Here is a 22895-nt window from a genome sequence, read left to right as displayed (position 1 = left end):
CCATCCTATTGGCTCGCATGCCCGCGCCCCGAATCCGTTGCGGTGGCGGGGCGGCCGCCTGGATGCGCTAGTCTGTCGGAGCCCAATGGTGCAACAACAAAGTTGTAGCGCCCCCGTAGCTCAGGGGATAGAGCGTCTGCCTCCGGAGCAGAAGGCCGCAGGTTCGAATCCTGCCGGGGGCACCGGTGTTACCGCAGGTCAGATGGTACTTTTGCGCTTAATCCGACGACTTGTCCGACTCATCGGAGTCCTCTGGCCCGTCGGAGTCCTCTGACTTCTCCGCCTTTTCGGACTCGTCGGACTCGTCGGACTCCTCGGCCTTGGCAGACTCCTCGCCCTCGCCGGACTCCTTGGCCTTATCGGAATACGTCGCCTCGTCGAGCTTGTCCGCATACTTCGTCAGCAGCCCCGCCAGGTCGCGCGCCTCCTCGGCGGCCAACGAATCCTCGAAAAGGCGCTCGTCGCTGTCCGAGATGCGCTCGACGTAGACCGCGGCGGCCTTGATTCCGACGTCCCATCGGCCCCCCTCGTGACGAACCATGTGCTGCCGCCTCTCGACCGGTGACTCGCTCTCGAACTTCTGCGCCGCGCGCTAGTGCGTTGTTTACCCACTTCTGCTGTAGGCCAGACGGTCACATTCGCTCGAACGACGCGTCGCACGCCCGTCTTCTGAAAACACCGCCACACAGGTCACAGGCGACATTAAGCTGCTGGCCGTGGGCGTGAGAGTGTTCGCCAAGGGCGCTGGCCGATGGCTGGCGATCGCGGCGTCGCTCGTCGTCTCGGCCGCCATGATCCACGCGCAGGGCACCAAGCCGCGGTGCTGCGTCGAGAGGCCCTCGGCGACCCCCACCACCAGTGCCGCGGCGGCTCCGTCACCCGTCACCCCGCCGCACACCGCCAGCCCCGCCGAGGTGGAGGCGCTCACCGCGCTGGCACCACCCGCCCCGTCCGCCGGCCAGCAATTCCAGCTCGCGTTGCCCCGCGGGGTCGCGTCCGAGGATCGGCTCCAGGTCAAGACCATCTGGGCGGCCCGCGCGATCGGAGTGCTGTTTCCGCAGATCAAAACGATCTACGGGTATCGGGAGGACCCGCTGCCGTGGCATCCCAAGGGGTTGGCGATCGACGTGATGATCCCGAACTTCCACACCCCCGAGGGCATCGACCTCGGCAACCAGATCGCCGGGTATGCGTTGGCGAACGCGAAACGCTGGGGCATCAATCACGTGATCTGGCGCCAGAAGATCTACCCGGGCGTCGGCGGCGGCAATTGGACGGCCGACCTGGGCTCGGAGACCGCCAACCATTACGACCACGTCCACATCGCCACCGACGGTGGCGGCTATCCGACCGGTCACGAGGTGTATTACATCGCCTCCATGACCAGCGCGCCGGACTGATCGGCGCCGTCTTCGTCAGGCCGTCCCGGCGGCAAACGCCGCCACCGGCATTTCGACCGTTCCGCGGCACGGGCCGCCGTTGATGTCGGTGTGCCAGACACCGCGCAATGATCCGTCCGCCTGCGGTGTGTAGAAGGCCCACGACCGCGCGGGTGCCCACACCTTCGGCACGCCCTCGCCCATATAGCAATCCCACTGAAAGTCGAAGCGCTCCACCCATTTCGCCCCGTCCCAGGTGTAGCGCGACGGCTGGGGCAGGGTCGGATTCTTGGGCGCGGGCCCGTCGGTGGCGGTGGCCACACACCGGCCCGACGAGCATGCGGTGGTGAAGACGTAGTCGGCGCTGAACGTGGGTTCGGCCTGCGTCGCGGCGACGCTGGTGCCGGTTTTGCCGGCCGCATACCGCACCAGTGAGTACTTGCCGTTCCACGACGGCGACACCGCATGGGCGCGGACGAAGGGTGTGCCGGCGACCGAGGCAGTCACAGCAGCGAGGACCGCAACCACCCGAAACCTCGGTCGCATCGGTCAATGGTGAGCGTCCGATGACGCGGTGTGATCTCGGCGAGGACACGATCACGGTTTTCAGCGCAACAGGAACAAGCCGTAGGCGGCGATCGACTGCGCGTCGGCGATGACGCCCTCGCGGATCATCCGCTCCACCTCGCCGCGGGCGAACCACGCGCTGCGCATGTCCTGTTCCTCGTGTTCGCGGTCGGCTTCGCCCTCGATGATGCCCGTGGCCAGAAACACCCAGCCGCGCTGACTGGTCATCCCGGGAGCCGCGTCGAGCTCGCCGAGCGCCTCGAACGTCGTTGCGCGCAATCCGGTTTCCTCGCGCAGCTCACGCGAGGCCAACTCGGCCGGGTCGGCGTCGGCCAGGTCCGGGGCGGTGCCTTGGGGAAACTCCCAACGCCGCTCCCCGATGGGGTAGCGAAACTGCTCGACCAACCGGAAGCGTCGCCCGTCATAGGGCATCACGAGCGCGTAGCCCGGCTTGTCGACGACGCCGTAGAGGCCGGTGCTGCCGTCCGGGCGGCGGATGTCATCCTCGCGCAGCACCATCCACGGATTCCGGTAGATCTCGCGGCTCGCGAGGCATTCGATGAACGTCACGCCGCCAGTATTGCCGTGCACACCGCTCCTGAAGCGGTGGCCATGGCGAGGGAGTAGCGTCCGAATCCATGCCGTCCCTGCAAGCCATCACCGAGACCGTCAATCGCTACCTCGCGCTCGTCGCCACGGGCACCGCCGACGACATCGTGACCCTCTACGCCGCCGATGCCACCATCGAGGATCCGATCGGCGCCGACATTCGCCGCGGGCATGACGCCATCCGCGCGTTCTATGCGGGATTCCAAGACGCCAAGAAGGACACCGAACTCGCCGAATTGCGGGTCTCCGGCAGCGAAGCCGCCTTCTTGTGGCACCTCACGCTCGACGCCGGTGACAGCCGCACCCGGATCTCCCCCATCTCGACGATGTCGTTCGACGCGGACGCCAAAATCACGTCGATGCGGGCGTTCTGGTCACCGGCTGACGTCCAGGTGTTGTAGCCCGGTCGCCAATCCCGTTGGCATATGGCTTAACTCGGATTCGCGCCCACGATCGCAGTGCCTTTGGCCGCGGCCCGCCGCCCGCCCGCCCCCCAATCAATTCGCGCTTGAGCACATGTCGCACTGGCGTCAACCGGCACGGTGCCCGATAGTCATAGCAACACGTGAGCGCCAATGTCATCAGAGGTGGGGTTTATGGGTGGCATCATCGTCAGCGGCGACGACGTGCTCGCGACCACGATCGCCACGGAACTGAACCGCGCGGGCGCCACCGTCGTCAAGCTGCCGAGCGAGGACCTCACCGGCGCGGACCTCACCCTGGCGAGCGCCATCGTCTGCGCCGGGCGTGACGACGCCAAAAATCTCGAAAACGCTTTATTGGCAAGGAAAACGAATCCGAATCTGCGCGTGGTCGCCCGGTTGGGCAACGACGTGCTGCGGGGAGCGGTGGCCGCCGACAACGGCCCCGGGGCCATCCTCGATGTCGCCGACCTCGCGGCGCCGTCGGTCGTCGAGGCGTGCCTGGCGAGCAACACCCACCCGGTCGAGGCGGCCGGCATCGACTTCGTCGTGTCGGGCGCCGAGGCGCCACGCGACGCGACCCTTCGAGAGATCTACGGCGACCTGGCACCGGTGGCCGTGATCCACGGCCAGGACGCCGCCACCCCCGGCGAGGTGGTGCCCTGTCCGGGCCGCGACCATCGGGTGCGCGCCGGTGATTGGACCGCCATGATCGGCAGCGCCGACGAACTGGCCGCCCGCGGCATCAAGACGCCCCGGCCGACCGCGACGCGCTCGCGCCGCTCGTGGGTGCGGCGGGCCTCGGACGCCGCACGCGCAATGCGCGACGACGTCAACCCCCTGCTCTTCCCCGCCATGCTGCTCGCGCTCACCCTGCTGCTCGCGTCGACGATCGTCGTGCACTTCTCCTACACGAAGCCGCGCCTGTCCTGGCTTGACGCAATGTATTTCACCGCGGAGACCATCACCACCGTGGGATACGGCGAATTCACCTTCGCCCAACAATCCGCGTGGCTACGCATCTTCGCCGTCGGCCTGATGTTCGCCGGCGTGACCACCACCGCGCTGCTCGTCGCCTTCGTGGCGGACTTGCTGTTGTCGCGCCGCGTCCTGCAATCGGCCGGTGTTCGGCGGGCGCGCCACCTGCGCGACCACATCATCGTGGTGGGGCTGGGCTCCTTCGGCAGCCGCGTCGTCGGCGATCTGACCGCGGCCGGATACGACGTCGCGGTGATCGAACGCGACGAGAACAACCGGTTCCTGTCGACCGCGGCCGAACTCGACGTGCCGGTGATCTTCGGGGACGCCACGCTGCGCCAGACGCTGGAGTCGGCCCGCGTCGACCGCGCCCGGGCCGTGGCCGTGCTGACTCAGGACGACATGGTCAACATCGAGATCGGCATCGTGCTGCGCGAGATGCTGGGTCCCCGGGTGATGCCCGAGGTCAACCGGCCCGACGTGCCGATCGTGCTGCGCATCTACGACCGCACCCTCGGCGACGCGGTGGCCAAGCGGTTCGGGTTCGAGAACGTCCGGTCGACAGTCGACCTGGCCGCCCCGTGGTTCATCGGTGCCGCGATGGGTTTGCAGGTGCTGGGCACGTTCTCGGTCGGGCAGCGATCCTTCATGGTCGGCGCCATGCACGTGGCGGCCGGCAGCGAACTCGACGGGCTGCGGATGTTCGAAATGTCCACCCAGACCCGGGTCATCGCCATCACCCGTCGGGACGCCCCGGTCGAGCTACACCCGCGCCGCGACGCCTGGCTTCGCGGCGGCGACACCGTCTACCTGGTCGGGCCGTACCGCGAGCTGCTGGAGACGCTGCGCAAGGGGCAGCCACCGCAGGAGCCTGCCGTCGACGACGAGCGCCCGGCGGACAAAGCGGCGACCTGACGCCGGCGCATCCAGGTCAGGAGGCGGACCAGTCCACCGGGGTGTCGGGTTCGCCCGCGCGGGCGCGGTGCCGGGCACACCAGCCGGCCAATTCCTGACGGGCCGCGATTGTCACCGGATGCTCGTCGCCGAGGACGCGGGCTTCCTCCTCGACCAGCGCCTCCCATGCGGTGACCCCGTCCGTCACGCCGGCCCGGTTCGGGGCCCACAGCGTGAACATGTGCCGCGCCATGAGCAGATGAACGTGGTCGCTTCCCAGCTTGTCGCGCAGCTCGCCGATCAGCCACTCGAGTTCGGTGATCGCCCCGGGGATGTCACCGGCCCGTCCTCGCCAGATCGCCAGCATCAACCGCGTCCCGAGGGTGTCGGCGTGGTCGTCGCCGAGCACCCGGCGCCGCGCGGCGAGCACGTGTTGGCCCTCGGTCATAGCTCCGGCGAAATCACCGGTCTCCCAACGCTTCTCGGCGACCCTCTCGCGGGCCATCAGCGTGCTCTCGTGGTCGGGCCCCAGAATCCGCTGTTCGTCGGTGACGAGCTGCGACCATTCGGACAGCGACGACACCGGCGGTTGTCGGCGACCCGCCAGCAGGTGGCGCGCGGTCAAGGTGCTCAGGTGATCGCGACCGAGCACCTCGACGAGATCGGGTATCAACTCCTTTAGGTCGGCGTAGACGGCGGCGTCCTCGCCCGCCCGCAGCTGCACGGTGGCCAGCGCCACCTTGAGCTCGAGGACGTTGGGATCGCGCTCCCCCAGCGTTGCCCGGCACAGGGTCACCAGCTCGTTCGCCTGCAGCGCGGCCCCGGCGAAATCGCCGTTGTTCGCGCACTGCGCCATCAGCCCGGTCATTTCGGCCAGCGGGGCGGGCACCTCCTGCTGCGTCATGTCGCTAATGAAAACCCCGCGGCGCCGATGCGGCAATTCACCCTGTGCCGCCGCTCGGCCCGAGCAGGACTACAGCCGCCCGGCGACCTCCGCGGCGCGGCGCAGCTGATCGACATCCGAGCTCGTCGGGATGAGCTGAACCTCGTCGGTGCCGATCTCCTCGAACCGGCGCAGCACGTCCAGCAGCTCGTCTTCGCTGCCGGCCCACCCGGTCATCGGCGCCATGGCGTCGACGTATTCGGCCGGTATCCAGTTCATGTAGCGACGTAGATGGCGGTGCACCTGGGCGCGGGACTCCTCGGGGGACCCGAAAGCGAACCAAAACGAGGTGATGAGGTGGGGTTTGGGCTTGCCGGCCCGCGCCCAGGCGTCTCGCGTGACGTCGAACAGCTCGTTCTGCTTGGCGACGTCGAGGTCCAGGGTGGTGCCCGCCAGCCCGTCGGCCCACGCCGCGGCGCTGCGGATGGTCTTCGGACCGATACTGCCGACGAACAGCGGTGGACCGCCGGGCTGCACCGGCGCCGGACCGACGGGCCGCACCGAGTCGGTGGTCTTCTCCCCCGCCCAGACGCGCTTCATCACCGCCACCCGTTCGGCCATGCCGCGCATGGTCTGTGTGGCGGGGTCGGCGCCGACGGCGTGGTAATCCTCGTGCCGGCCGCCCACCCCGATGCCGACGGTCAACCGGCCGCCGCTGAGCATGTCGCCGGTCGCCAGACCCTTGGCGAGCATGACCGGGTCGTGCAGTTGCGGCACGATCACCGTCGTCAGCAGCCGCACCCGATCGGTCCAGGCGGCCAGCGCGCCCAGCAGCGTCAGGTTGTCCGGATTGTCGAACGCGATGCGCTCACCCCAGCACAGTGACGAGAACGGCCCCTCGTCAATGGTGCGCGCCCAGGTCTCGAGCACCGTCGCATCCAGATCCGGTTCCATCACCGGCATCGTCATCGCTATCTGCACGACGGCGATTCTGGCATGTTTAACATGCGACCCATCAGTGGAACCATGGACCGAATGGACTTCACCAGCACTTCCATCGCGCATGTCCGACTGACCGTGACCGATATCGAGCGATCCCGGCAGTTCTACGAGAGCGTGTTCGGCTGGCCGGTGTTGCTGGAGGTCCCCGACAACGCCGACGAAGCCACCCGCAATCAGTTGAGCTTTTTGTTCGGCGGTGTCATCTACGACCTCGGCGGCACGCTGCTCGGCCTGCGGCCCGTCGCCGCGGGCCGCTTCGACGAGAATCGCGTCGGGCTGGACCACATCGCGTTCCGGCTCACCACTAGGGACGAATTGGATTCGGCGGCAGCGCATCTCGATGACCTTGGCGTCACTCACGAGCCGATCAAGGACATCGGGCCGTCTTACATACTGGAGTTCCGCGACCCCGACAACATCGCCCTGGAGCTGACCGCGCCGAAGTAGCGCGTTGTCGCGCGGGGCGTGCGGTGGTTGACTGGACAGAACTATGAGCATCAGTTTCAACCACACCATCGTCGCGTCGCGCGACAAACGAGAATCCGCCGAGTTTCTCACCGAGCTGTTCGGGCTGCCCAGCCCAAAGCCGTTCGGCCACTTCATGGTTGTCGAACTAGAGCACGGTGCCACCCTGGACTACGCGGATGCCCCCGACGGCGCGGACATCCCGCGTCAGCACTACGCCTTCTTGGTGTCCGAGCAGGAGTTCGACACGATCTACGACAAGATCCGGGCTCGTGGCATGCAGCACTGGGCCGATCCGGGCGCCACGCGTCCCGGCGAGATCAACCACAATGACGGCGGACGCGGGGTGTATTTCACCGACCCCTCCGGTCATGCCATGGAGATCCTCACCCGCCCCTACGGGTCGGGCGGCTGAGCCGTTGTGCACGTTGCCTAGTCGCCGGTGCGCGCCGAGCCGTGCCGCTGGCTCTCCTGTTTCCGATAGTCGTCGGCCAGTTGCGCCACATGCTTGGGCAGGCCGCCGGTCGCGACGTCGGCCAGGGTGGTTTGTTCCAGCACGGACCGCATGCTGGCGCGCAGCGCCCGCCAGACGTCGGTGAGCGCGGCGGTCGGTCCCGAATACGGCAGGTCCCCGAGTCCGATGTCGCGGACGCTGGCCAGTGGCCCATCGATGCAGCGCAGGACGTCGGCGATGCTGATGTCGCTGCCGGAGCGGGCCAATTCGTAGCCGCCCTCACGGCCACGATGGCTGCGCACGAGCCGGTCGGTGCGCAGGTTGGTCAGGATGTCGACGAGAAATTGCGGCGGGATGCCCTGGGCCTGGGCCAAGTCGTCGGTCTTCACCAGCGTCCCGTCGGACACCGTGGCGAGCTGGATCATCGCCCGCACGGCGTACTCCGCCTTCGCTGACATGCGCACTCTCAGGATTGTGCCATCCGGTGCGGGCATTTCGGCGCAGCCGGGCGGCACCGGCGTGCTACCCGCGCGATTCGAGCAGGTCGAGGACCCGCTGCGCCTGCTCCTCGATGGTGCCGTCCGGGGTGAGCCGCAGATCGGGATTCGCCGGCGGCTGATACGGACTGTCGATCCCGGTGAACTGGGTGATCTCACCGGCGCGCGCCTTCGCGTACAGCCCCTTGGGGTCACGCTTTTCGCATTCGTCGATGGGGGTGTCGCAGAAGACCTCGATGAACTCGAACCCGGCGTCGGCGTGCACCTTGCGGGCCAATTCGCGTTGTTCGGCCAGCGGGCTGATCGCCGGCACCAGCACGACGTTGCCGCAGTCGGCGAGCAGCGCCGCCACATGCGCGAGCCGGCGCAGGTTCTCGGCGCGGTCGGCCATGGAAAAGCCCAGGTCGGCGTTCAAACCGTGCCGCAGGTTGTCCCCATCGAGAACGTAAGCCAGAGACCCCTTTTCGAGCAGCTTTTGCTCGACCAGCATGGCCACCGACGACTTGCCGGAGCCGGACAGACCGGTGAACCACACCGTCTTGCCGCGGGGCCGGGCCTGCGCGATCGCCGAAGGCTTGTGCCGCACCGTGTTTGGGCTCGCCGCCTGCGCCGACGCGTCGCGCAACACCATGCCGGCGGCCACGGTGCCGTTGGTGTGCGGGTCGATGAGGATGAACGACCCGGTGCTCGGGTTCCGGGTGTACTCGTCGAGGAGCAGCGGAACCTGGGTGCGCAGCGAAATGCGGCCAAGCTCGTTGAGCTTCAACGCCGTCGCGGACTTGTCGCGGTGCAGCGTGTTGACGTCGAGGCGGTAGTCGAGCGCGGTCACCTTGGCGTGCGTGGTGCGGGTGGTGTGCTTGATGACGTAATCGCGGCCGGGCTCGAGCGCCGCGCCGTCGGCCATCCAGCACACCGTCGCGTCGAACTCCTGCGCGACCCGGGGCTGGTTGTGGGTGCGGGCGATCAGATCTCCCCGCGAGATGTCGATCTCGTCGGCGAGGGTGACGGACACGGCCATCGGCGGGAACGCTTCTTCCACCGGACCATTCGGGCCCTCGATCGCGGTGATGCGGGTGTGCTTGCCGACGGGCAGCACCACGACCTCGTCCCCGGCGCGCATGACGCCGCTGGCGACGGTGCCGGCGTAGCTGCGGTGGTCCTGATGTTCGCGGGTGTGCGGCCGGATGACGTACTGCACCGGGAACCGCACGTCAACCATATTGCGATCGCCGGCGATGTACACCTCTTCGAGGTGCGACAACAAGGCCGGCCCTTCATACCACGGCGTCTGGTCCGACTTCGTCACCACGTTGTCGCCGTGCAGCGCGGAGATCGGGATGGTGGCCACGTCGTGCACGTCCAACCGAGCGGCGAAGGCGTGGAACTCGTCGCGGATCGCCTCGAATTTCTCTTTGTCCCAACCGATCAGGTCCATCTTGTTGACCGCGAGCACGATGTGCTGGATGCCCAGCAGGGACGCCAGGAAAGCGTGCCGGCGTGACTGCTCCAACAGGCCGTGCCGCGCGTCGACGAGCACGATCACGAGCTGGGCGGTCGAGGCCCCGGTCACCATGTTGCGGGTGTACTGGATGTGGCCGGGGGTGTCGGCGATGATGAATTTCCGCTTGGGAGTGGCGAAGTAGCGGTAGGCGACGTCGATCGTGATGCCCTGCTCGCGTTCGGCCCGCAAGCCGTCGGTCACCAGCGCCAGGTCGGTGTAGTCGTGGCCGCGGTCCTTGGACGTCTGCTCCACCGCGGCCCACTGGTCCTCCATGACGGCCTTGGAGTCATACAGCAGGCGGCCGATCAGGGTGGACTTGCCGTCGTCGACGGAACCCGCGGTTGCGAGCCTCAGCAAGGTGGCCATCAGAAGTATCCCTGTCGTTTGCGGTCTTCCATGCCGGCCTCCGAGATCCGGTCGTCGGCCCTGGTCGCCCCGCGTTCGGTGAGCCGGGACACCGCGGTCTCGGCGATGACCTCGTCGACGGTGGCGGCTTGCGATTCCACGCATCCGGTGCACGTGACGTCCCCGACGGTGCGGAAGCGCACCGTCGCCTCGAACACCGGCTCGTCGGTGTTGGGCTGCATGTTCTTATCGACCGCCAACAACATGCCGTCACGGCGAAAGACCTTGCGCCGGTGCGCGTAATAGATCGACGGAAGGGCGATGTTCTCGGCGCCGATGTAGGACCAGATGTCGAACTCGGTCCAGTTGGACAGCGGGAAGACCCGGATGTGCTCACCCTTGTGATGCCGGCCGTTGTACAGGTTCCACAGCTCGGGCCGCTGCGCCTTCGGATCCCATTGACCGAACTCGTCGCGGAAGCTGAACACACGCTCCTTGGCGCGGGCCTTCTCCTCGTCGCGGCGCGCCCCGCCGAACGCCGCGTCGAACTTGTTCTCCCGGATGGCGCGAAGCAGGGTCACGGTCTGGATGGGGTTGCGCCCCTGACGTGGCTCGACCACCCGCCCGGCGTCGATGTCTTCCTGGACCGAGGCGACGACCAAGCGCACTCCGTGCTCGTTGACCAGCTCGTCGCGGGTCGCGATCACCTCGTCGAAGTTGTGTCCGGTGTCGACGTGCATCACCGGGAACGGCAACCGGCCCGGACGGAACGCCCGCAGCGCCAGATGCAGCATGACGATGGAGTCCTTGCCGCCCGAGAACAGCAGCACCGGCCGCTCGAACTCGGCGGCCACCTCCCGAATGATGTGGATCGCCTCTGCCTCCAGCGAGCGCAGGTGGCTCAATTCGTACTGTCCGACGGCGGGGGCCGCCTTCAGATCACTGGTCATAGCTTCCTTCACTCGCTAAAACCTGGCAGAACTGACCATATTTGGCATCTTAGCGATATATGAGACCAGCTGGCGCTGGACCTGTCAACCTGGGGTGCGAAAACATGGACGAATGACTTCTCACCCCGGACCTTCTCGCCCGCCCGCGCCCAGCGGCCGCGACGTCATCGCGCAGTTCATCCCCCAGTCCCCGTTCGTCGTCAAGCTGGGCATCGTCGCCGACCGGCTCGAGGAGGACGAGGTGCGGCTGCGGCTGCCCTGGGACCCGTCCAACGTGACGCTCGGCGACATGGTTCACGGTGGGGCCATCGCCACCCTCGCCGACCTCACCGTCATGGCGGCGGCGTGGTGCGGCGTCCCAGCCCCGCCGGAACTACGCGGCGTGACGGTGTCGATGGCGCTGGACTACATGGCCCCGGCTCGGGCCACCGACGTGATCGGCATCGGCCGGGTGCTGCGACGCGGCCGATCGCTGGTCAATTGCGAGGCCGAGATCGTCGACTCGGGGGGCACGCTGGTGGCCAAGGCCTTGGCGACCTACAAGGTCGGCTGAAGGGCCACCGAACGTGCACTGATGGCGGGGATCGGGCCGATTTTTCGCCGTGGCTACACGCTCGGCGCGCGCTTCTAGAGCGTGACCTCGTTGAGCTTGCCGGTGGCGACGTCGAAGAAGAAGCCACGCGCGGAGACGTGCTTGGTGACGAACGGACTGCCCTCGATGCGCCGCAGCGACTGCCGGACGTCCTCGGCGACATCCGGGAACGCCTCGGCCGCCCACGGCGGTTTGACCCCGGTCTCCTCCTGGATGGTGCGCTTGAAGTCGTCGTCGGTGAACGTGAGCATCCCGCAATCGGTGTGGTGAATCAGGATGATCTCTCGCGTCCCCAGTAGTCGTTGGCTGATGGCCAGCGAGCGGATGACGTCGTCGGTGACGACCCCTCCGGCGTTGCGGATGACGTGGGCCTCCCCCTCGTTGAGGCCGAGGAGGCGGTACACGTCGAGCCGCGCATCCATGCACGCGACGACCGCCACATGCTTGCCCGGCGGCATCGGCAGCGGCCCGTTGAAGGTCTTCGCATATTCGGCGTTGTTGCCCAGCAAGTCATCGGTAACCGTCACGCAAGCCTCCTCGACAGTGTCGCGGTCTGAGGCGTGCCGCAATCGCCGCACGGCTCGGTACCGCGGTGCATGTTAACAACCGATCACACGCGATTCACGCATGAGAATCAAGCAGATCTGAAGCTCACCGAACGCGCCCGGCGCTGCACGCGCGACGCCGTGCCGCCGGCTCGATAACCTGTCCCAATGCGACGCGTGCTGTGCGGACGGGTATGACCCGGTTTCTCGCCCGCCGCTTGCTCAACTACGTCGTGCTGCTGGCGCTGGCATCGTTTCTGACGTTCTGCCTGACGTCGGTGGCCTTCAAACCGCTGGACAGCCTGTTGCAGCGCAACCCGCGACCACCACAAGCCGTCATCGACGCCAAGGCCCACGCGCTCGGTCTCGACGAGGCGATCCCGATCCGCTACGCGCACTGGGCTTCACACGCCGTCCGCGGTGACTTCGGCAAGACCGTCACCGGGCAGTCCGTCGGGGAGTCACTGTGGCGCCGAGTCGGAGTGACGCTGCGCCTGCTGGTCATCGGGTCGCTGGTGGGCACCGTCGCGGGCATCGCGGCCGGGGCGTGGGGCGCGATTCGGCAGTATCGGCTCAGCGATCGCGTCGTCACCATGATGGCCCTGCTCGTGTTGAGCACCCCGACGTTCGTCATCGCCAACCTGCTGATCCTGGCCGCGCTGCGGGTGAACTGGGCCGTGGGTCTGCAGATTTTCGACTACACCGGGGAGACATCGCCGGGGGTGTCCGGCGGGGCCGGCGCGCACTTCTTCGACCGGTTGCGGCATTTGGTGTTGCCGTCGTTGACCCTGGCGCTGGCGGCCGCGGCGGGATACAGCCGCTATCAGCGCAACGCGATGCTCGACGTCCTGGGCCAGGACTTCATCCGCACCGCGCGGGCCAAGGGGCTGACCCGCCGGCGCGCGTTGGTCAAGCACGGGTTGCGCACCGCGCTGATCCCGTTGGCCACCCTGTTCGCCTACGGGGTGGCCGGGCTGGTCACCGGAGCGGTGTTCGTGGAGAAGATCTTCGGCTGGCACGGCATGGGCGAATGGCTGGTGCAGGGCATCGCGACGCAAGACACCAACATCGTCGCGGCCATCACCGTGTTCTCCGGCGCGGTGGTGTTGCTGGCCGGCCTGCTCTCCGACGTGTTTTACGCGGCTCTCGACCCGAGGGTCAGGGTGTCATGACCCGCGCCGCCGACGATGCAGAGCGAAGCGATGAGGAGGAGGGGTGCCCACGGACCTCCGCCGCCGACGATGCAGAGCGAAGCGATGAGGCGCAGCGGCGCCCACGGACCTCCGCGGCGGAAATCGATGGCGCCCACGGGTTTTCGAGTCACGACGTGGCGGACTTCACCTCGCGCCGCACGCTGGTGTTGCGCAGGTTCGCGCGCAATCGGTTCGCGGTGGCGTCGCTGACCTTGTTGGTGCTGCTGTTCGTGGGCTGTTACACCCTGCCCGCGGTGCTTCCCTTTTCCTACGAGGACCTCGATTTCACCGCGCTGCTGCAGCCGCCCAGCGCGCGCCACTGGCTGGGCACCAACGCGCTGGGCCAAGACCTGCTGGCGCAGATCCTGCGGGGAATGCAGAAGTCGATGCTGATCGGTGTCTGCGTGGCGGTCATCTCGACCGGCATCGCCGCCACCGTCGGTTCGGTCTCGGGCTATTTCGGCGGTTGGCGCGACAGGGTGCTGATGTGGCTGGTCGACCTGCTGTTGGTGGTGCCCAGCTTCATCCTCATCGCGATCGTGACGCCGCGCACCAAGGACTCGGCGAACATCGTGATGCTCGTTCTGCTGCTGGCGGGATTCGGCTGGATGGTCAGTTCCCGCATGGTGCGGGGCATGACCATGAGTTTGCGCGAGCGCGAATTCATCCGTGCCGCACGGTATATGGGCGTCTCCAGCCGCCGCATCATCGTCGGGCATGTGGTGCCCAACGTGGCGTCCATCCTGATCATCGACGCGGCGCTCAACGTCGCCTCGGCCATTCTGGCCGAAACCGGCTTGAGCTTCCTGGGTTTCGGCATCCAGCCACCGGATGTGTCGCTGGGCACCTTGATCGCCAATGGCACCCAGTCGGCGACCACGTTCCCGTGGGTGTTCCTCTTTCCCGCCGGGGTGCTGGTGCTGATCCTGGTGTGCGCCAACCTGACCGGCGACGGCCTGCGGGACGCGCTCGACCCGGGCAGCACCCCGGTGCGGGGCGGTGCGCGATGAGTCCCCTGCTCGAGGTGACCGACCTGGCCGTGACCTTCGCGACCGGCGGCGATCCGGTGACCGCGGTGCGCGGCGTCAGCTACCGCGTCGAACCGGGCGAAGTCGTCGCCATGGTCGGCGAATCCGGTTCGGGCAAGTCCGTTTCGGCGATGGCGGTGGTGGGCCTATTGCCCGAGTACGCGCGGGTGCGCGGCTCGGTCCGGCTGCACGACACCGAGCTGCTGGGCCTGGACGACGACGCGATGTCGCGGTTCCGCGGCAAGACGGTCGGCATGGTGTTCCAGGATCCGATGTCGGCGCTGACACCGGTGTACACCGTCGGCGACCAGATCGCCGAGGCGATCGAGATCCACCAGCCGCGGGTGGGACGGCGGGCGGCCCGTCATCGCGCGGTGGAACTGCTCGAGTTGGTGGGCATCGCCCAGCCGGAGCGCCGCGCCCGCGCGTTTCCGCACGAGCTCTCCGGCGGTGAACGGCAACGGGTCGTCATCGCGATCGCGATCGCCAACGACCCCGACTTGTTGATCTGCGACGAGCCCACCACCGCACTCGATGTCACCGTGCAGGCGCAGATCCTCGAGGTCCTCAAAACCGCCCGGGACGTCACCGGGGCCGGGGTGCTGATCATCACGCACGACCTCGGTGTGGTCGCCGAGTTCGCCGACCGGGCGCTGGTGATGTACGCGGGGCGGGTCGTCGAATCCGCCGAGGTGCACGACCTTTACCGGGACCGCCGAATGCCCTACACCGTCGGACTGTTGGGCTCGGTTCCGCGGCTGGACGCCGCACAGGGCACCCGGTTGGTGCCGATCCCCGGCGCACCGCCGTCGTTGGCCGGTCTGGATCCCGGCTGTCCGTTCGCCCCGCGCTGCCCGCTGGCCATCGACGAATGTCGGCTCGAGGAGCCGGAATTGCTTCCCGTCGGTGCCGACCATCGGGCGGCCTGCATCCGCACCGATCAGGTGGGCGGCCGCAGCGCCGCGGACATCTACGGCGTCAGCACCACGGCACAGTCGGTGAGACCCGATGGCTCGTCGGTCGTCGTCCGGGTGCGTGACCTGACCAAGACCTACCGACTGACCAAGGGCGTGCTGCGCCGCCGCGCCGGCGAGGTGCGCGCCGTCGACGGCGTCAGTTTCGAGCTGCGGGAGGGCCGTACCCTCGGCATCGTCGGCGAGTCCGGTTCGGGGAAATCGACCACGTTGCACGAGATCCTGGAACTCACCGGGCCCCAATCGGGATCGATCGAAGTGCTGGGCACCGATGTCACGACGCTGAGCTCAGCGAGCAGGCGGTCGCTGCGACGCGACATTCAGGTCGTGTTCCAAGACCCGGTCGCCTCACTGGACCCGCGCCTGCCGGTGTTCGAGCTTCTCGCCGAACCGCTGCGCGCCAACGGGTTCGACAAGGGCCGCACCAACGCGCGCGTCGCCGAGCTGCTCGAGATCGTGGGCCTGCGCCGCGCCGACGCGATCCGCTACCCCGCCGAGTTCTCCGGCGGGCAGAAGCAGCGCATCGGCATCGCACGTGCGCTGGCGCTGCAACCGAAGATCCTGGCGCTCGACGAACCCGTCTCCGCGCTCGACGTCTCCATCCAGGCCGGGATCATCAACCTGCTGCTCGACCTGCAAGCGCTCTTCGGCTTGTCCTATCTGTTCGTCTCCCATGACCTTTCGGTGATCAAGCACCTCGCCCACGAGGTGGTCGTGATGCGTTCCGGAACGGTCGTCGAGCGGGGCGACAGCCGGCAGGTCTTCGACAACCCGCAACACGAATACACCCGGCAACTGCTGAACGCCGTGCCGCGACCCGATCCGGGCGCTCGTGGCTAGCCGCGGCATCCGTTTGGCGGCAGCGCTTTTCGCGATGGCGCTGGCGCTGTCGGGTTGCTCGCCGGCCATCAACCTGATTCCGGAAACGGGGCAAAACGCGCGGATCGGGACGTCCAGCGACATCAACCCGCGCGATCCGGCCACCCTGCGAGACGGCGGTGACCTGCGACTCGCGCTCACCGCCTTCCCGCCGAACTTCAACATTTTGCACATCGACGGCAATTCCGCCGAGGTCGCCGCGATGATGAAGGCCACCCTGCCGCGCGCCTTCGTCATCGGGCCGGACGGCTCGACGACGGTCGACACCAACTACTTCACCAGCATCGAACTGACCGGAACCGCACCGCAAGTGGTGACCTACACGATCAACCCCAAGGCGGTGTGGTCGGATGGCACCCCGATCACCTGGGAGGACATCGCCAGCCAGGTTCACGCGCTGAGCGGCGCCGACAAGAATTTCGAGATCGCCGGGCCCAGCGGCGCCGAGCGCGTCGCCTCGGTGACCCGCGGCGTCGACGACCGGCAGGCCGTCATGACCTTCGCCAAGCCGTACGCCGAGTGGCGCGGCATGTTCGCCGGCAACGGGATGCTGCTGCCCAAGAGCATGACGGCTACCCCCGAGGCGTTCAACAAGGGCCAGCTGGACGGGCCGGGTCCGTCGGCCGGCCCATTCATCACCACCTCGTTGGATCGGACGACCCAGCGGATCGTGTTGAGCCGCAACCCGAAATGGTGGGGCCCGCGGCCGCGCCTGGACAACATCACCTACTTGGTGCTCGACGACGCCGCGCGGCTGCCGGCCCTGCAGAACAACACGATCGACGCCACCGGGGTCGGCACCATCGATCAACTGACCATCGCGCAGCGCACCAAGGGAATCACGATCCGGCGCGCCCCCGCCCCGGCCTGGTCGCACATCACCTTCAACGGCGCCCCGGGGTCGATCCTGGCCGACAAGGCGTTGCGGGTCGCGGTGTCCAAGGGCATCGACCGCCAGACCATCGCCAAGGTCGTCCAGTACGGCCTCACCAGCGACCCGGTGGCGCTGGGCAATCACATCTACGTCGCGGGCCAGAAGGGCTACCAGGACAACAGCGCCGTGGTTCCCTACGACCCGGCCGCGGCCAAGCGCGAGCTCGATGCCCTGGGCTGGAAGCAGGTCGGCCAGTTCCGGGAGAAGGACGGTCGCCCGCTGGTCATTCGTGATCTGTTCTACGACGCCCAGGGCAGCCGACAGTTCGCGCAGATCGCCCAGCACAGCCTCGCCCAGATCGGCGTCAAGCTCGAGCTTGTCGCCCGCGCGGGCAGCGGCTTTTTCACCAACTACATCAACGTCGGCGCCTTCGACCTCGCCCAGTTCGGTTGGCTCGGGGACGCTTTCCCGCTCTCGTCGTTGACCCAGATCTACAAGTCCGACGGGGAAAGCAACTTCGGCAAGATCGGCAGCCCGCAGATCGACGCCGCCATCGAGCGGACCCTGGAAGAACTCGATCCCGACAGGGCGCGGGCGCTGGCCAACGACCTCGACCGGCTGATCTGGGCGGAGGGGTTCAGCCTGCCGCTCACCCAGTCGCCCGGGGACGTCGCGGTGCGCAGCACGCTGGCCAACTTCGGCGCGGCCGGCCTGGGCGACCTGGACTACACCGCCATCGGATTCACGCGCAGCTGAGCCGGCGCAACAGCCGCGTAGGGACCGGCAGCGCCCCTTCGGCGGCGGCCGCCGTTTCGATCAACTTCCACAGCAGCCGCACCTCGGGGCGCGGCGGCAGCGCGTCCAGCGCCGACGCCTGGGCGGCAAGCCCTTTCAGGTCGCCGCGCCCCACCGCCTCGGCGGCGGCGAGAGCGACGGGCTCGCGGAAATCCAGCGCGCTGTGCGCCATGCTCGGCAGGCTCAAGAGCACCGCATCGGGCAGCAGCGACGCGACGCGCTCGGCCACCGCCGGCGGGGTGATGAGGTCACGGCCGCCGGAAATCACCGCGGTGGGCCAGTTGAAGTTCGGCATTTCCGTGGGCAGGTCATAGGGCTCGTCCTCGAAAGTCACTCGCTGCGTGCGCGCTTCGCTTTCGGCCACTGCGGGGTCCAGCGGCAGGCCGTCGGGTTCGGCGGCGTAGTCCAGCTCGCGGAACGCGATGCGGCTCACCAGATCTTCCTCGTAGCGGAACGGCAGATTGCTCAGGGTGGTGAACCGGGATAGCGTCCACCACAAGAGTTTCCGGCGCTGCAGTAACAGATCGAGTTGACGCTCGAGCAGGTCGGCGCCGCCGTAGCCGTAAATGGTCGCGACGACGTGTGTCGCCGCCGGGGTCATGACGCCGGCGTCGACCAGTTTGCGCATTTTCGGTGCCAAGGCGGCGGTTTCGGGGCTGTCGCCCCGGAGCAGCAGCCGGCGAATCGCCCGGCGCACGATGACGATGTCGTGCCGCGACAGCAGCGGCGAATCGAGCACCATCGCGTGCACGCGGTCGGGATGGCGCACACCCACTCCGGCCGCGATATAGGTGCCGTAGGACGCGCCATAGATGTCGGCCGAGTCGGAGTGGGCGTCGTCGAGCACCGCCGCCACGTCGTCGACGACCTGATTCACGGTCATGGACTGCGGGGGCAGGTCGGCACCCGAATCGTCGTGGCGCGACATCCCCACCCCGCGGTGTTCGATCATGATGACGTCGAGACCGGCCGCCGCCGCGCGCCTGCGCAGTCCCTTGTACATCTGCACCGACGCCACGCCCGGCCCGCCGGGGATGATGACCAGCGGGTGGCGGGACTTGCGGCCCGTGCGCACGTAGTACAGATCGAACTCGGCGGCGCTGTGCGGCGAGATCGGCCGGCGCACGGCGCGCACGCCGGGCAATTCCGCCAGCTTCTGCTGCACCCGGCTCCGCTTCGCGTTCATCGTCATTCGTGTCGGACCGCCATGGCCCCATTCTGCAGGCAGCGCATCCCGGCACGCGCCGAGTCGTCACGCCCGGCGGTATCGGCTGAGGTCAGCGGCCCTCAGGCGGTGAGGTCGATGCGATGCGCGCCCCGCACACCGTCGTAACGGTCGGGACTGCAGGTGAGCACGATCACCTGCCCGTGAGTGCCGACGCTGTCGAACAGCTGACCCATTTTGGCCAGCCGGTCGGGGTCGGTGAAACCCAGTGCGTCGTCGACGACCACCGGCACGGCGTCCTCCTTGGCGACCAGGGCGGCACCGGCCAGCCGGGCCAGGATGCCCAGTTGCTCCTTGGCGCCGCCCGACAACGATTCATAGGGCACCGTGATGCCGTTGAGCGTGCGGCTACGGATGCACAGGTCGCTGTCGATGTCGACCTCGAAACTCGGCCCGAACACGGGACGTCCGAGCCGCTGCAGCTCCGCGCGATAAGGCTCGACGTAGCGTCTGCGCGTGGTGTCGCGGTGACGCGTCATGACCGAGCGCAGCAGTTTCGCGGCCCGGGCCCGCGCGCCGATCTGACTGTGCTCCGTGGCGGCGTGCTCGCGCTCCGTTTCCGCGGCGTCCAGCTTGCCCTGGCGCCCCTCACTGCCGAACACCGAGAGTTCGATGGTGATCTCACGCAACGCGCGGGCGGCCTCTTCGTAGCGCTCCCGCAGCGACTCGGCTTCCTTTGTGGCCTCGGCCAATTCGGCGGCAACGGCATCGGGGGACGCGGCGGCCAAGGCGGCGGCGAGCTCGCCGACTCGTTGGTCCGCGGCCTGCTCGGCCCGCAACGCCGAGTCCGCCGACGCCGCGAGTTCCTCGTCGCTGACCGAGGCGCGCTCGGCGGCCAGCCGGCCCGCGGCCGCCTGCAGCTCGGCCCGCTGGGCTTCCAACGTGTTCTGCAGAACGGTTGCCCGGGTGGATAACTCGGCCAGCGCCGCGGCGGCGGCGGTGGCGGCCTGGCGGTGAGCCTCGCAGTCGGTCGACGCCGCCGCATGACCCTGCTGGGCCACGTCGAGTTCGGCGCGGGCGGCGCCGATGTCCGTGGCACCGGGCGCCGGCTCGGCCGGCTGCTGGGCCCGCAGCCGCGCCAGGCGCGAGCGCATCTCGTCGATCTGCTCGTCGCCGCACAGACCGGCCAGCGTGGCGCCGAGCTGATCGCGGGTGCTCATTAGCTCGCGGCGCCGCTGGTCGGCCGAACGCGCGGCGGCGAGATCGGCCACCTCGGCGGCGGCCAGCGCCGCGGTCATTTCTTGTTGTGCTGCAGCATGTTTCGCGTGGATGTCCAGGGTGGTCGCGCCAGGGGTGACCCGGGCGGTCAGGACGTCGGACACCTCGACCACGGTGGACCCGGCGGCGGTGATCGACCAGCTCTGCCCCGCCGACAACGAGATCCGCTCACCGCCGACCACCAGGTGAATGTCCGCGGCGGCGGTGAATTCGATCGCCGCCGACGTCGACGCCAACTGGTCCCCGATGCGATCGACCGCGGCGCAGGCGTCCTCGATTCGTCGCAGCAGTTCCTCGGTGACGGCGATCGTGCTGAGCTCGGCGCAGATTCGCTCACGATCCCGCTCGATGGCGTCGACCTTGGCCAGCCGGGTGCTCAACCGGTCGACCTCCTCGAGGTCGGCGAGCCGGTCGACGCCGCGGCGCGCGGCGTCGACCCGGCACTGCAGGTCGGCCAGGACTTGGGTGGCCCGCTGGAGCGTGGCTTCGCACGCCTCGGCCTCGGCGCGCGCCGACGCGTGCGCGGACGCGGCTTGGTGCGCCTGGGCTTCCGTTTCGGCGACAGCGCCGGCGCGGGCGTCGATTTCGGCGAGCAGCTGTAAACGGCCGGTGTGGGCGGCGGTCGCCGCGGCGCTAGTGGCCGCCGCGGCGGCGGCAACCAATTGGGCTTCGCGCTGCTGCGCGGTGAGCTCGGCGATCCGGTCGGCGGCTTCCCGGGCGGCCGCCACGCGCGGGCCGGCGGCGATGCGCCGCTGGGAGAAGTCGGCCACCTGCTCGGTCAAAACGGCGTGGCGAGCGACCCGGTCGTCGACCTCGGCGACGGCGGCCGCGCACTCGGCGACCGCGGCCTCGGCATCGGCGAGCCGGGCGATCGCGGCGGCCCACTGCCCCGTCGGACGCCCGGTCGGGGTGAAGTACCGCGCGTATTCGGTGTCGATCCGCTCGATCAGCAACGGCTCGGTGCCACAGAGCCCGCCGCTGTCGCCGGCGGCCACATCGAGCGCGCGTGACAGCGCGTCGCATCCCGACAAGTCCACCGCGGCCGTCGACGTCGACTGCAGCACACGTTGGGCATGCCAGAGGTCGCTGTCCACCGTCTCGGCCAGCATCGCCCGCACCCGTTCGTGGGCTTCGTCGCCGGTCAGCTGTTCGCGGCACGGCGTGATGATCGTCAGCTCCGTCTCGCACTTCTTGTGAAACCGCTTGCGATAGATGAAACGGTAGGGGCCGCAACTGATTTCGGCGGAGACCTCGGAGCCCACGTCGCTGTGGGTGGGTTTGACCTGCTTGACTTCCTTCTTCGTCGACCGATCCCGGGACTCCAGGAGCAGGTCCAGCGCCTCGATCATCGACGACTTGCCGATCTCGTTGGCGCCGCACACCACCACGACGCCGTGGTCGGGGAATTCGATCTCCCGGTGCGAGATGCCGCGGTAGTTCGTCAGGATCAACCGGTGCAGCTTCACGCCGCGCCCCGATCGGCGAGGCGCAGCAGCAGCGCCAGCGCCGCCTGGGCGTCGACGGCGGTGGCGGAATCCTCCTCGCGGGCCGTCGCCACCAGCTCCTCGACCGCCGCGGCGGCGAATCCCCCGATCCCGAGATCGCTGAACTCGCCGTCAGCGGGGATCACCGCCAGGTCGGTGTGCCGTTCCCACAGGCCCAGCCAGGCGAACAACCGCGCGTATTTGTCCAGGCAGGCGTCCAGGGCGGCGCGGTCGGTGACCGTCAACGAGCCGGTGAGCGCCAGGCGCACCACGGTTCGGTCCTTGTCGGTCATCAGGTCCAGGTTCACGTCGAGGTCGGCGATGTCGCGGCTCGTGTCGACCTGACGGTGCAGCGTGACGAAGCGCCAGCGTCCGACGTCTCGTGCGGTCACCGAGACCGCGCCCCGCGGGTCGGTTTCGTCGACGTCCACGACCAGGACGTGGCCCGGGTCGGATTCCACGTCATCGAAGTTGGTGACTTCCGGCGATCCGGAATACCAGACCCGGCCGCTGTCGCCGACCTGGGTCAGAGAGTGCTTGTCCCCCAGCGCCACATAGTGCACCGCGCCGCGGGACAGCGCGTCGTCGAGCGTGGCGAGCCGGATCAGCGACGGCTTGTCCTTGTCGGGGTCCAGGACGTCGACCCCGCCGTGCGCGACGAGGATTCGGGTGCCCGCGGCCGCGGGCAGGCCGTCGAGGACGTCGGCGACCAGGTCGGTGGTCGGCACCTTCGACCGCCACGGCGCGGCGACGATCTCCAGGCCGGGGCGCACCTGATGCACGCCGGCACGGTCGAGCACCACGACGTTGTCGGGACGCTCGGCGGCGAACAGCGCGCTGGTGTACACCGATGAGGCGTCCAGTGGGTCGTGGTTGCCCGGAAGCAGATACACCGGAATTCCGATGGCGCGCATGGCTTCCAGGGACTGTCCGATGACCGTCGGCGGGAGCTGGTTGTGCTCGAAGACGTCGCCCGACACGACGACGAACTCGGCGCCCACCTCCGCGGCGAGCGCCCCCAGACCGGCAACCGCGTCGCGGCGGGCCGCCGAGTAGCGTGGCTGGGCGTCGCCGGCGAGGAAGTGCCGGGTCATGCCCAGTTGCCAGTCGGCGGTGTGCAGGAATCGCATGTGGGCGACCCC

General features: G+C 68.4%; 22 protein-coding genes and 1 tRNA gene. 11 read left to right on the top strand and 12 right to left on the bottom strand.

Annotation, left to right across the window (positions count from 1 at the left end; all coding sequences use genetic code 11):
* Nucleotides 1-109: 109 nt before the first annotated feature.
* Nucleotides 110-182 (top strand) — tRNA-Arg (locus K883_RS15585).
* Nucleotides 183-217: 35 nt separating this feature from the next.
* On the opposite strand, the gene K883_RS15580 is transcribed toward K883_RS15585, so the two are convergent.
* Nucleotides 218-541, bottom strand: a complete 324-nt coding sequence (locus K883_RS15580; RefSeq protein WP_008254773.1) for a hypothetical protein — start codon at nt 539-541, stop codon at nt 218-220.
* Between the two features lie 175 nt (nt 542-716).
* On the opposite strand from K883_RS15580, the gene K883_RS15575 reads away from it, so the two are divergent.
* Nucleotides 717-1400, top strand: a complete 684-nt coding sequence (locus K883_RS15575; RefSeq protein WP_036454898.1) for a hypothetical protein — start codon at nt 717-719, stop codon at nt 1398-1400.
* 15 nt (nt 1401-1415) lie between these two features.
* Here K883_RS15575 and K883_RS15570 read toward each other — a convergent pair whose 3' ends face one another.
* Both K883_RS15570 and K883_RS15565 read right to left on the bottom strand, forming a co-directional pair.
* Nucleotides 1416-1886, bottom strand: coding sequence for an Rv2253 family sensor-like surface protein (locus tag K883_RS15570; protein WP_051701160.1), 471 nt, complete (start codon nt 1884-1886; stop codon nt 1416-1418).
* Between the two features lie 99 nt (nt 1887-1985).
* Nucleotides 1986-2516 carry an NUDIX domain-containing protein gene (locus K883_RS15565; RefSeq protein ID WP_036454896.1) on the bottom strand — a complete coding sequence of 177 codons (531 nt, stop codon included), beginning with the start codon at nt 2514-2516 and terminating at the stop codon, nt 1986-1988.
* Nucleotides 2517-2584: 68 nt separating this feature from the next.
* On the opposite strand from K883_RS15565, the gene K883_RS15560 reads away from it, so the two are divergent.
* Complete coding sequence (locus K883_RS15560) at nt 2585-2956, top strand: nuclear transport factor 2 family protein (RefSeq protein WP_036454894.1); 372 nt, start codon at nt 2585-2587, stop codon at nt 2954-2956.
* A 195-nt stretch (nt 2957-3151) separates the two neighbouring features.
* Entirely contained in the window at nt 3152-4870 is a 1719-nt protein-coding gene (locus K883_RS15555) for a potassium channel family protein (protein WP_036454891.1), read from the top strand.
* A gap of 16 nt (nt 4871-4886) precedes the next feature.
* Here K883_RS15555 and K883_RS15550 read toward each other — a convergent pair whose 3' ends face one another.
* Together K883_RS15550 and K883_RS15545 are read right to left on the bottom strand one after the other, a co-directional pair.
* Entirely contained in the window at nt 4887-5753 is an 867-nt protein-coding gene (locus K883_RS15550) for a tetratricopeptide repeat protein (protein ID WP_036454889.1), read from the bottom strand.
* Between the two features lie 69 nt (nt 5754-5822).
* Complete coding sequence (locus K883_RS15545; RefSeq protein ID WP_008254760.1) at nt 5823-6701, bottom strand: LLM class flavin-dependent oxidoreductase; 879 nt, start codon at nt 6699-6701, stop codon at nt 5823-5825.
* A 66-nt stretch (nt 6702-6767) separates the two neighbouring features.
* On the opposite strand from K883_RS15545, the gene K883_RS15540 reads away from it, so the two are divergent.
* Together K883_RS15540 and K883_RS15535 are read left to right on the top strand one after the other, a co-directional pair.
* Nucleotides 6768-7181, top strand: coding sequence for a VOC family protein (locus K883_RS15540; protein ID WP_008254757.1), 414 nt, complete (start codon nt 6768-6770; stop codon nt 7179-7181).
* A 43-nt stretch (nt 7182-7224) separates the two neighbouring features.
* A complete protein-coding gene (locus tag K883_RS15535) occupies nt 7225-7614 on the top strand; it encodes a VOC family protein (protein WP_008254755.1) in 390 nt (129 codons plus the stop codon).
* 17 nt (nt 7615-7631) lie between these two features.
* Here K883_RS15535 and K883_RS15530 read toward each other — a convergent pair whose 3' ends face one another.
* Genes K883_RS15530 through cysD form a run of 3 tightly spaced genes read right to left on the bottom strand, consistent with a single transcriptional unit; the run spans nt 7632 to nt 10946 of the window.
* Entirely contained in the window at nt 7632-8117 is a 486-nt protein-coding gene (locus tag K883_RS15530) for an Rrf2 family transcriptional regulator (RefSeq protein WP_008254753.1), read from the bottom strand.
* 58 nt (nt 8118-8175) lie between these two features.
* The gene (cysC, locus tag K883_RS15525) at nt 8176-10017 is read right to left on the bottom strand and encodes an adenylyl-sulfate kinase (protein WP_008254752.1); all 1842 of its coding nucleotides are present in this window, start codon (nt 10015-10017) and stop codon (nt 8176-8178) included.
* Complete coding sequence (gene cysD / locus K883_RS15520; RefSeq protein ID WP_036454886.1) at nt 10017-10946, bottom strand: sulfate adenylyltransferase subunit CysD; 930 nt, start codon at nt 10944-10946, stop codon at nt 10017-10019. The genes cysC and cysD overlap by 1 nt, the downstream gene beginning before the upstream one ends.
* 112 nt (nt 10947-11058) lie before the next feature.
* On the opposite strand from cysD, the gene K883_RS15515 reads away from it, so the two are divergent.
* Complete coding sequence (locus K883_RS15515; protein ID WP_008254748.1) at nt 11059-11499, top strand: PaaI family thioesterase; 441 nt, start codon at nt 11059-11061, stop codon at nt 11497-11499.
* Nucleotides 11500-11573: 74 nt separating this feature from the next.
* Here K883_RS15515 and K883_RS15510 read toward each other — a convergent pair whose 3' ends face one another.
* Entirely contained in the window at nt 11574-12065 is a 492-nt protein-coding gene (locus K883_RS15510; RefSeq protein WP_008254746.1) for a beta-class carbonic anhydrase, read from the bottom strand.
* Between the two features lie 212 nt (nt 12066-12277).
* Between K883_RS15510 and K883_RS15505 the strand changes: the two genes are divergently transcribed.
* The 4 genes from K883_RS15505 (at nt 12278) to K883_RS15490 (ending at nt 17787) form a co-directional block, all read left to right on the top strand.
* Nucleotides 12278-13255: an ABC transporter permease gene (locus K883_RS15505; RefSeq protein ID WP_008254743.1), complete on the top strand. Its 978-nt coding sequence runs from the start codon at nt 12278-12280 to the stop codon at nt 13253-13255.
* 155 nt (nt 13256-13410) lie between these two features.
* A complete protein-coding gene (locus K883_RS15500; RefSeq protein WP_036455553.1) occupies nt 13411-14286 on the top strand; it encodes an ABC transporter permease in 876 nt (291 codons plus the stop codon).
* Nucleotides 14283-16118 carry a dipeptide ABC transporter ATP-binding protein gene (locus K883_RS15495; RefSeq protein ID WP_036454883.1) on the top strand — a complete coding sequence of 612 codons (1836 nt, stop codon included), beginning with the start codon at nt 14283-14285 and terminating at the stop codon, nt 16116-16118. Before K883_RS15500 ends, K883_RS15495 begins: the two co-directional genes overlap by 4 nt.
* A 34-nt stretch (nt 16119-16152) precedes the next feature.
* Nucleotides 16153-17787 (top strand): ABC transporter family substrate-binding protein, encoded by a 1635-nt coding sequence (locus tag K883_RS15490; RefSeq protein ID WP_051701159.1) that lies wholly within the window; start codon nt 16153-16155, stop codon nt 17785-17787.
* Here K883_RS15490 and K883_RS15485 read toward each other — a convergent pair.
* The 3 genes from K883_RS15485 to K883_RS15475 form a co-directional block, all read right to left on the bottom strand.
* A complete protein-coding gene (locus K883_RS15485; RefSeq protein ID WP_036454878.1) occupies nt 17774-19018 on the bottom strand; it encodes an alpha/beta hydrolase in 1245 nt (414 codons plus the stop codon). The two genes, K883_RS15490 and K883_RS15485, sit on opposite strands and share 14 nt — an antisense overlap.
* A 95-nt stretch (nt 19019-19113) precedes the next feature.
* The gene (locus K883_RS15480) at nt 19114-21735 is read right to left on the bottom strand and encodes an AAA family ATPase (RefSeq protein WP_036454875.1); all 2622 of its coding nucleotides are present in this window, start codon (nt 21733-21735) and stop codon (nt 19114-19116) included.
* Nucleotides 21732-22883, bottom strand: coding sequence for a metallophosphoesterase family protein (locus tag K883_RS15475; RefSeq protein ID WP_014379577.1), 1152 nt, complete (start codon nt 22881-22883; stop codon nt 21732-21734). The genes K883_RS15480 and K883_RS15475 overlap by 4 nt, the downstream gene beginning before the upstream one ends.
* Nucleotides 22884-22895 lie beyond the last annotated feature (12 nt).

Source organism: Mycobacterium sp. TKK-01-0059, from assembly GCF_000709305.1.
GTDB lineage: Bacteria > Actinomycetota > Actinomycetes > Mycobacteriales > Mycobacteriaceae > Mycobacterium > Mycobacterium intracellulare.
This window is presented reverse-complemented; position numbering and strand designations above follow the sequence as displayed.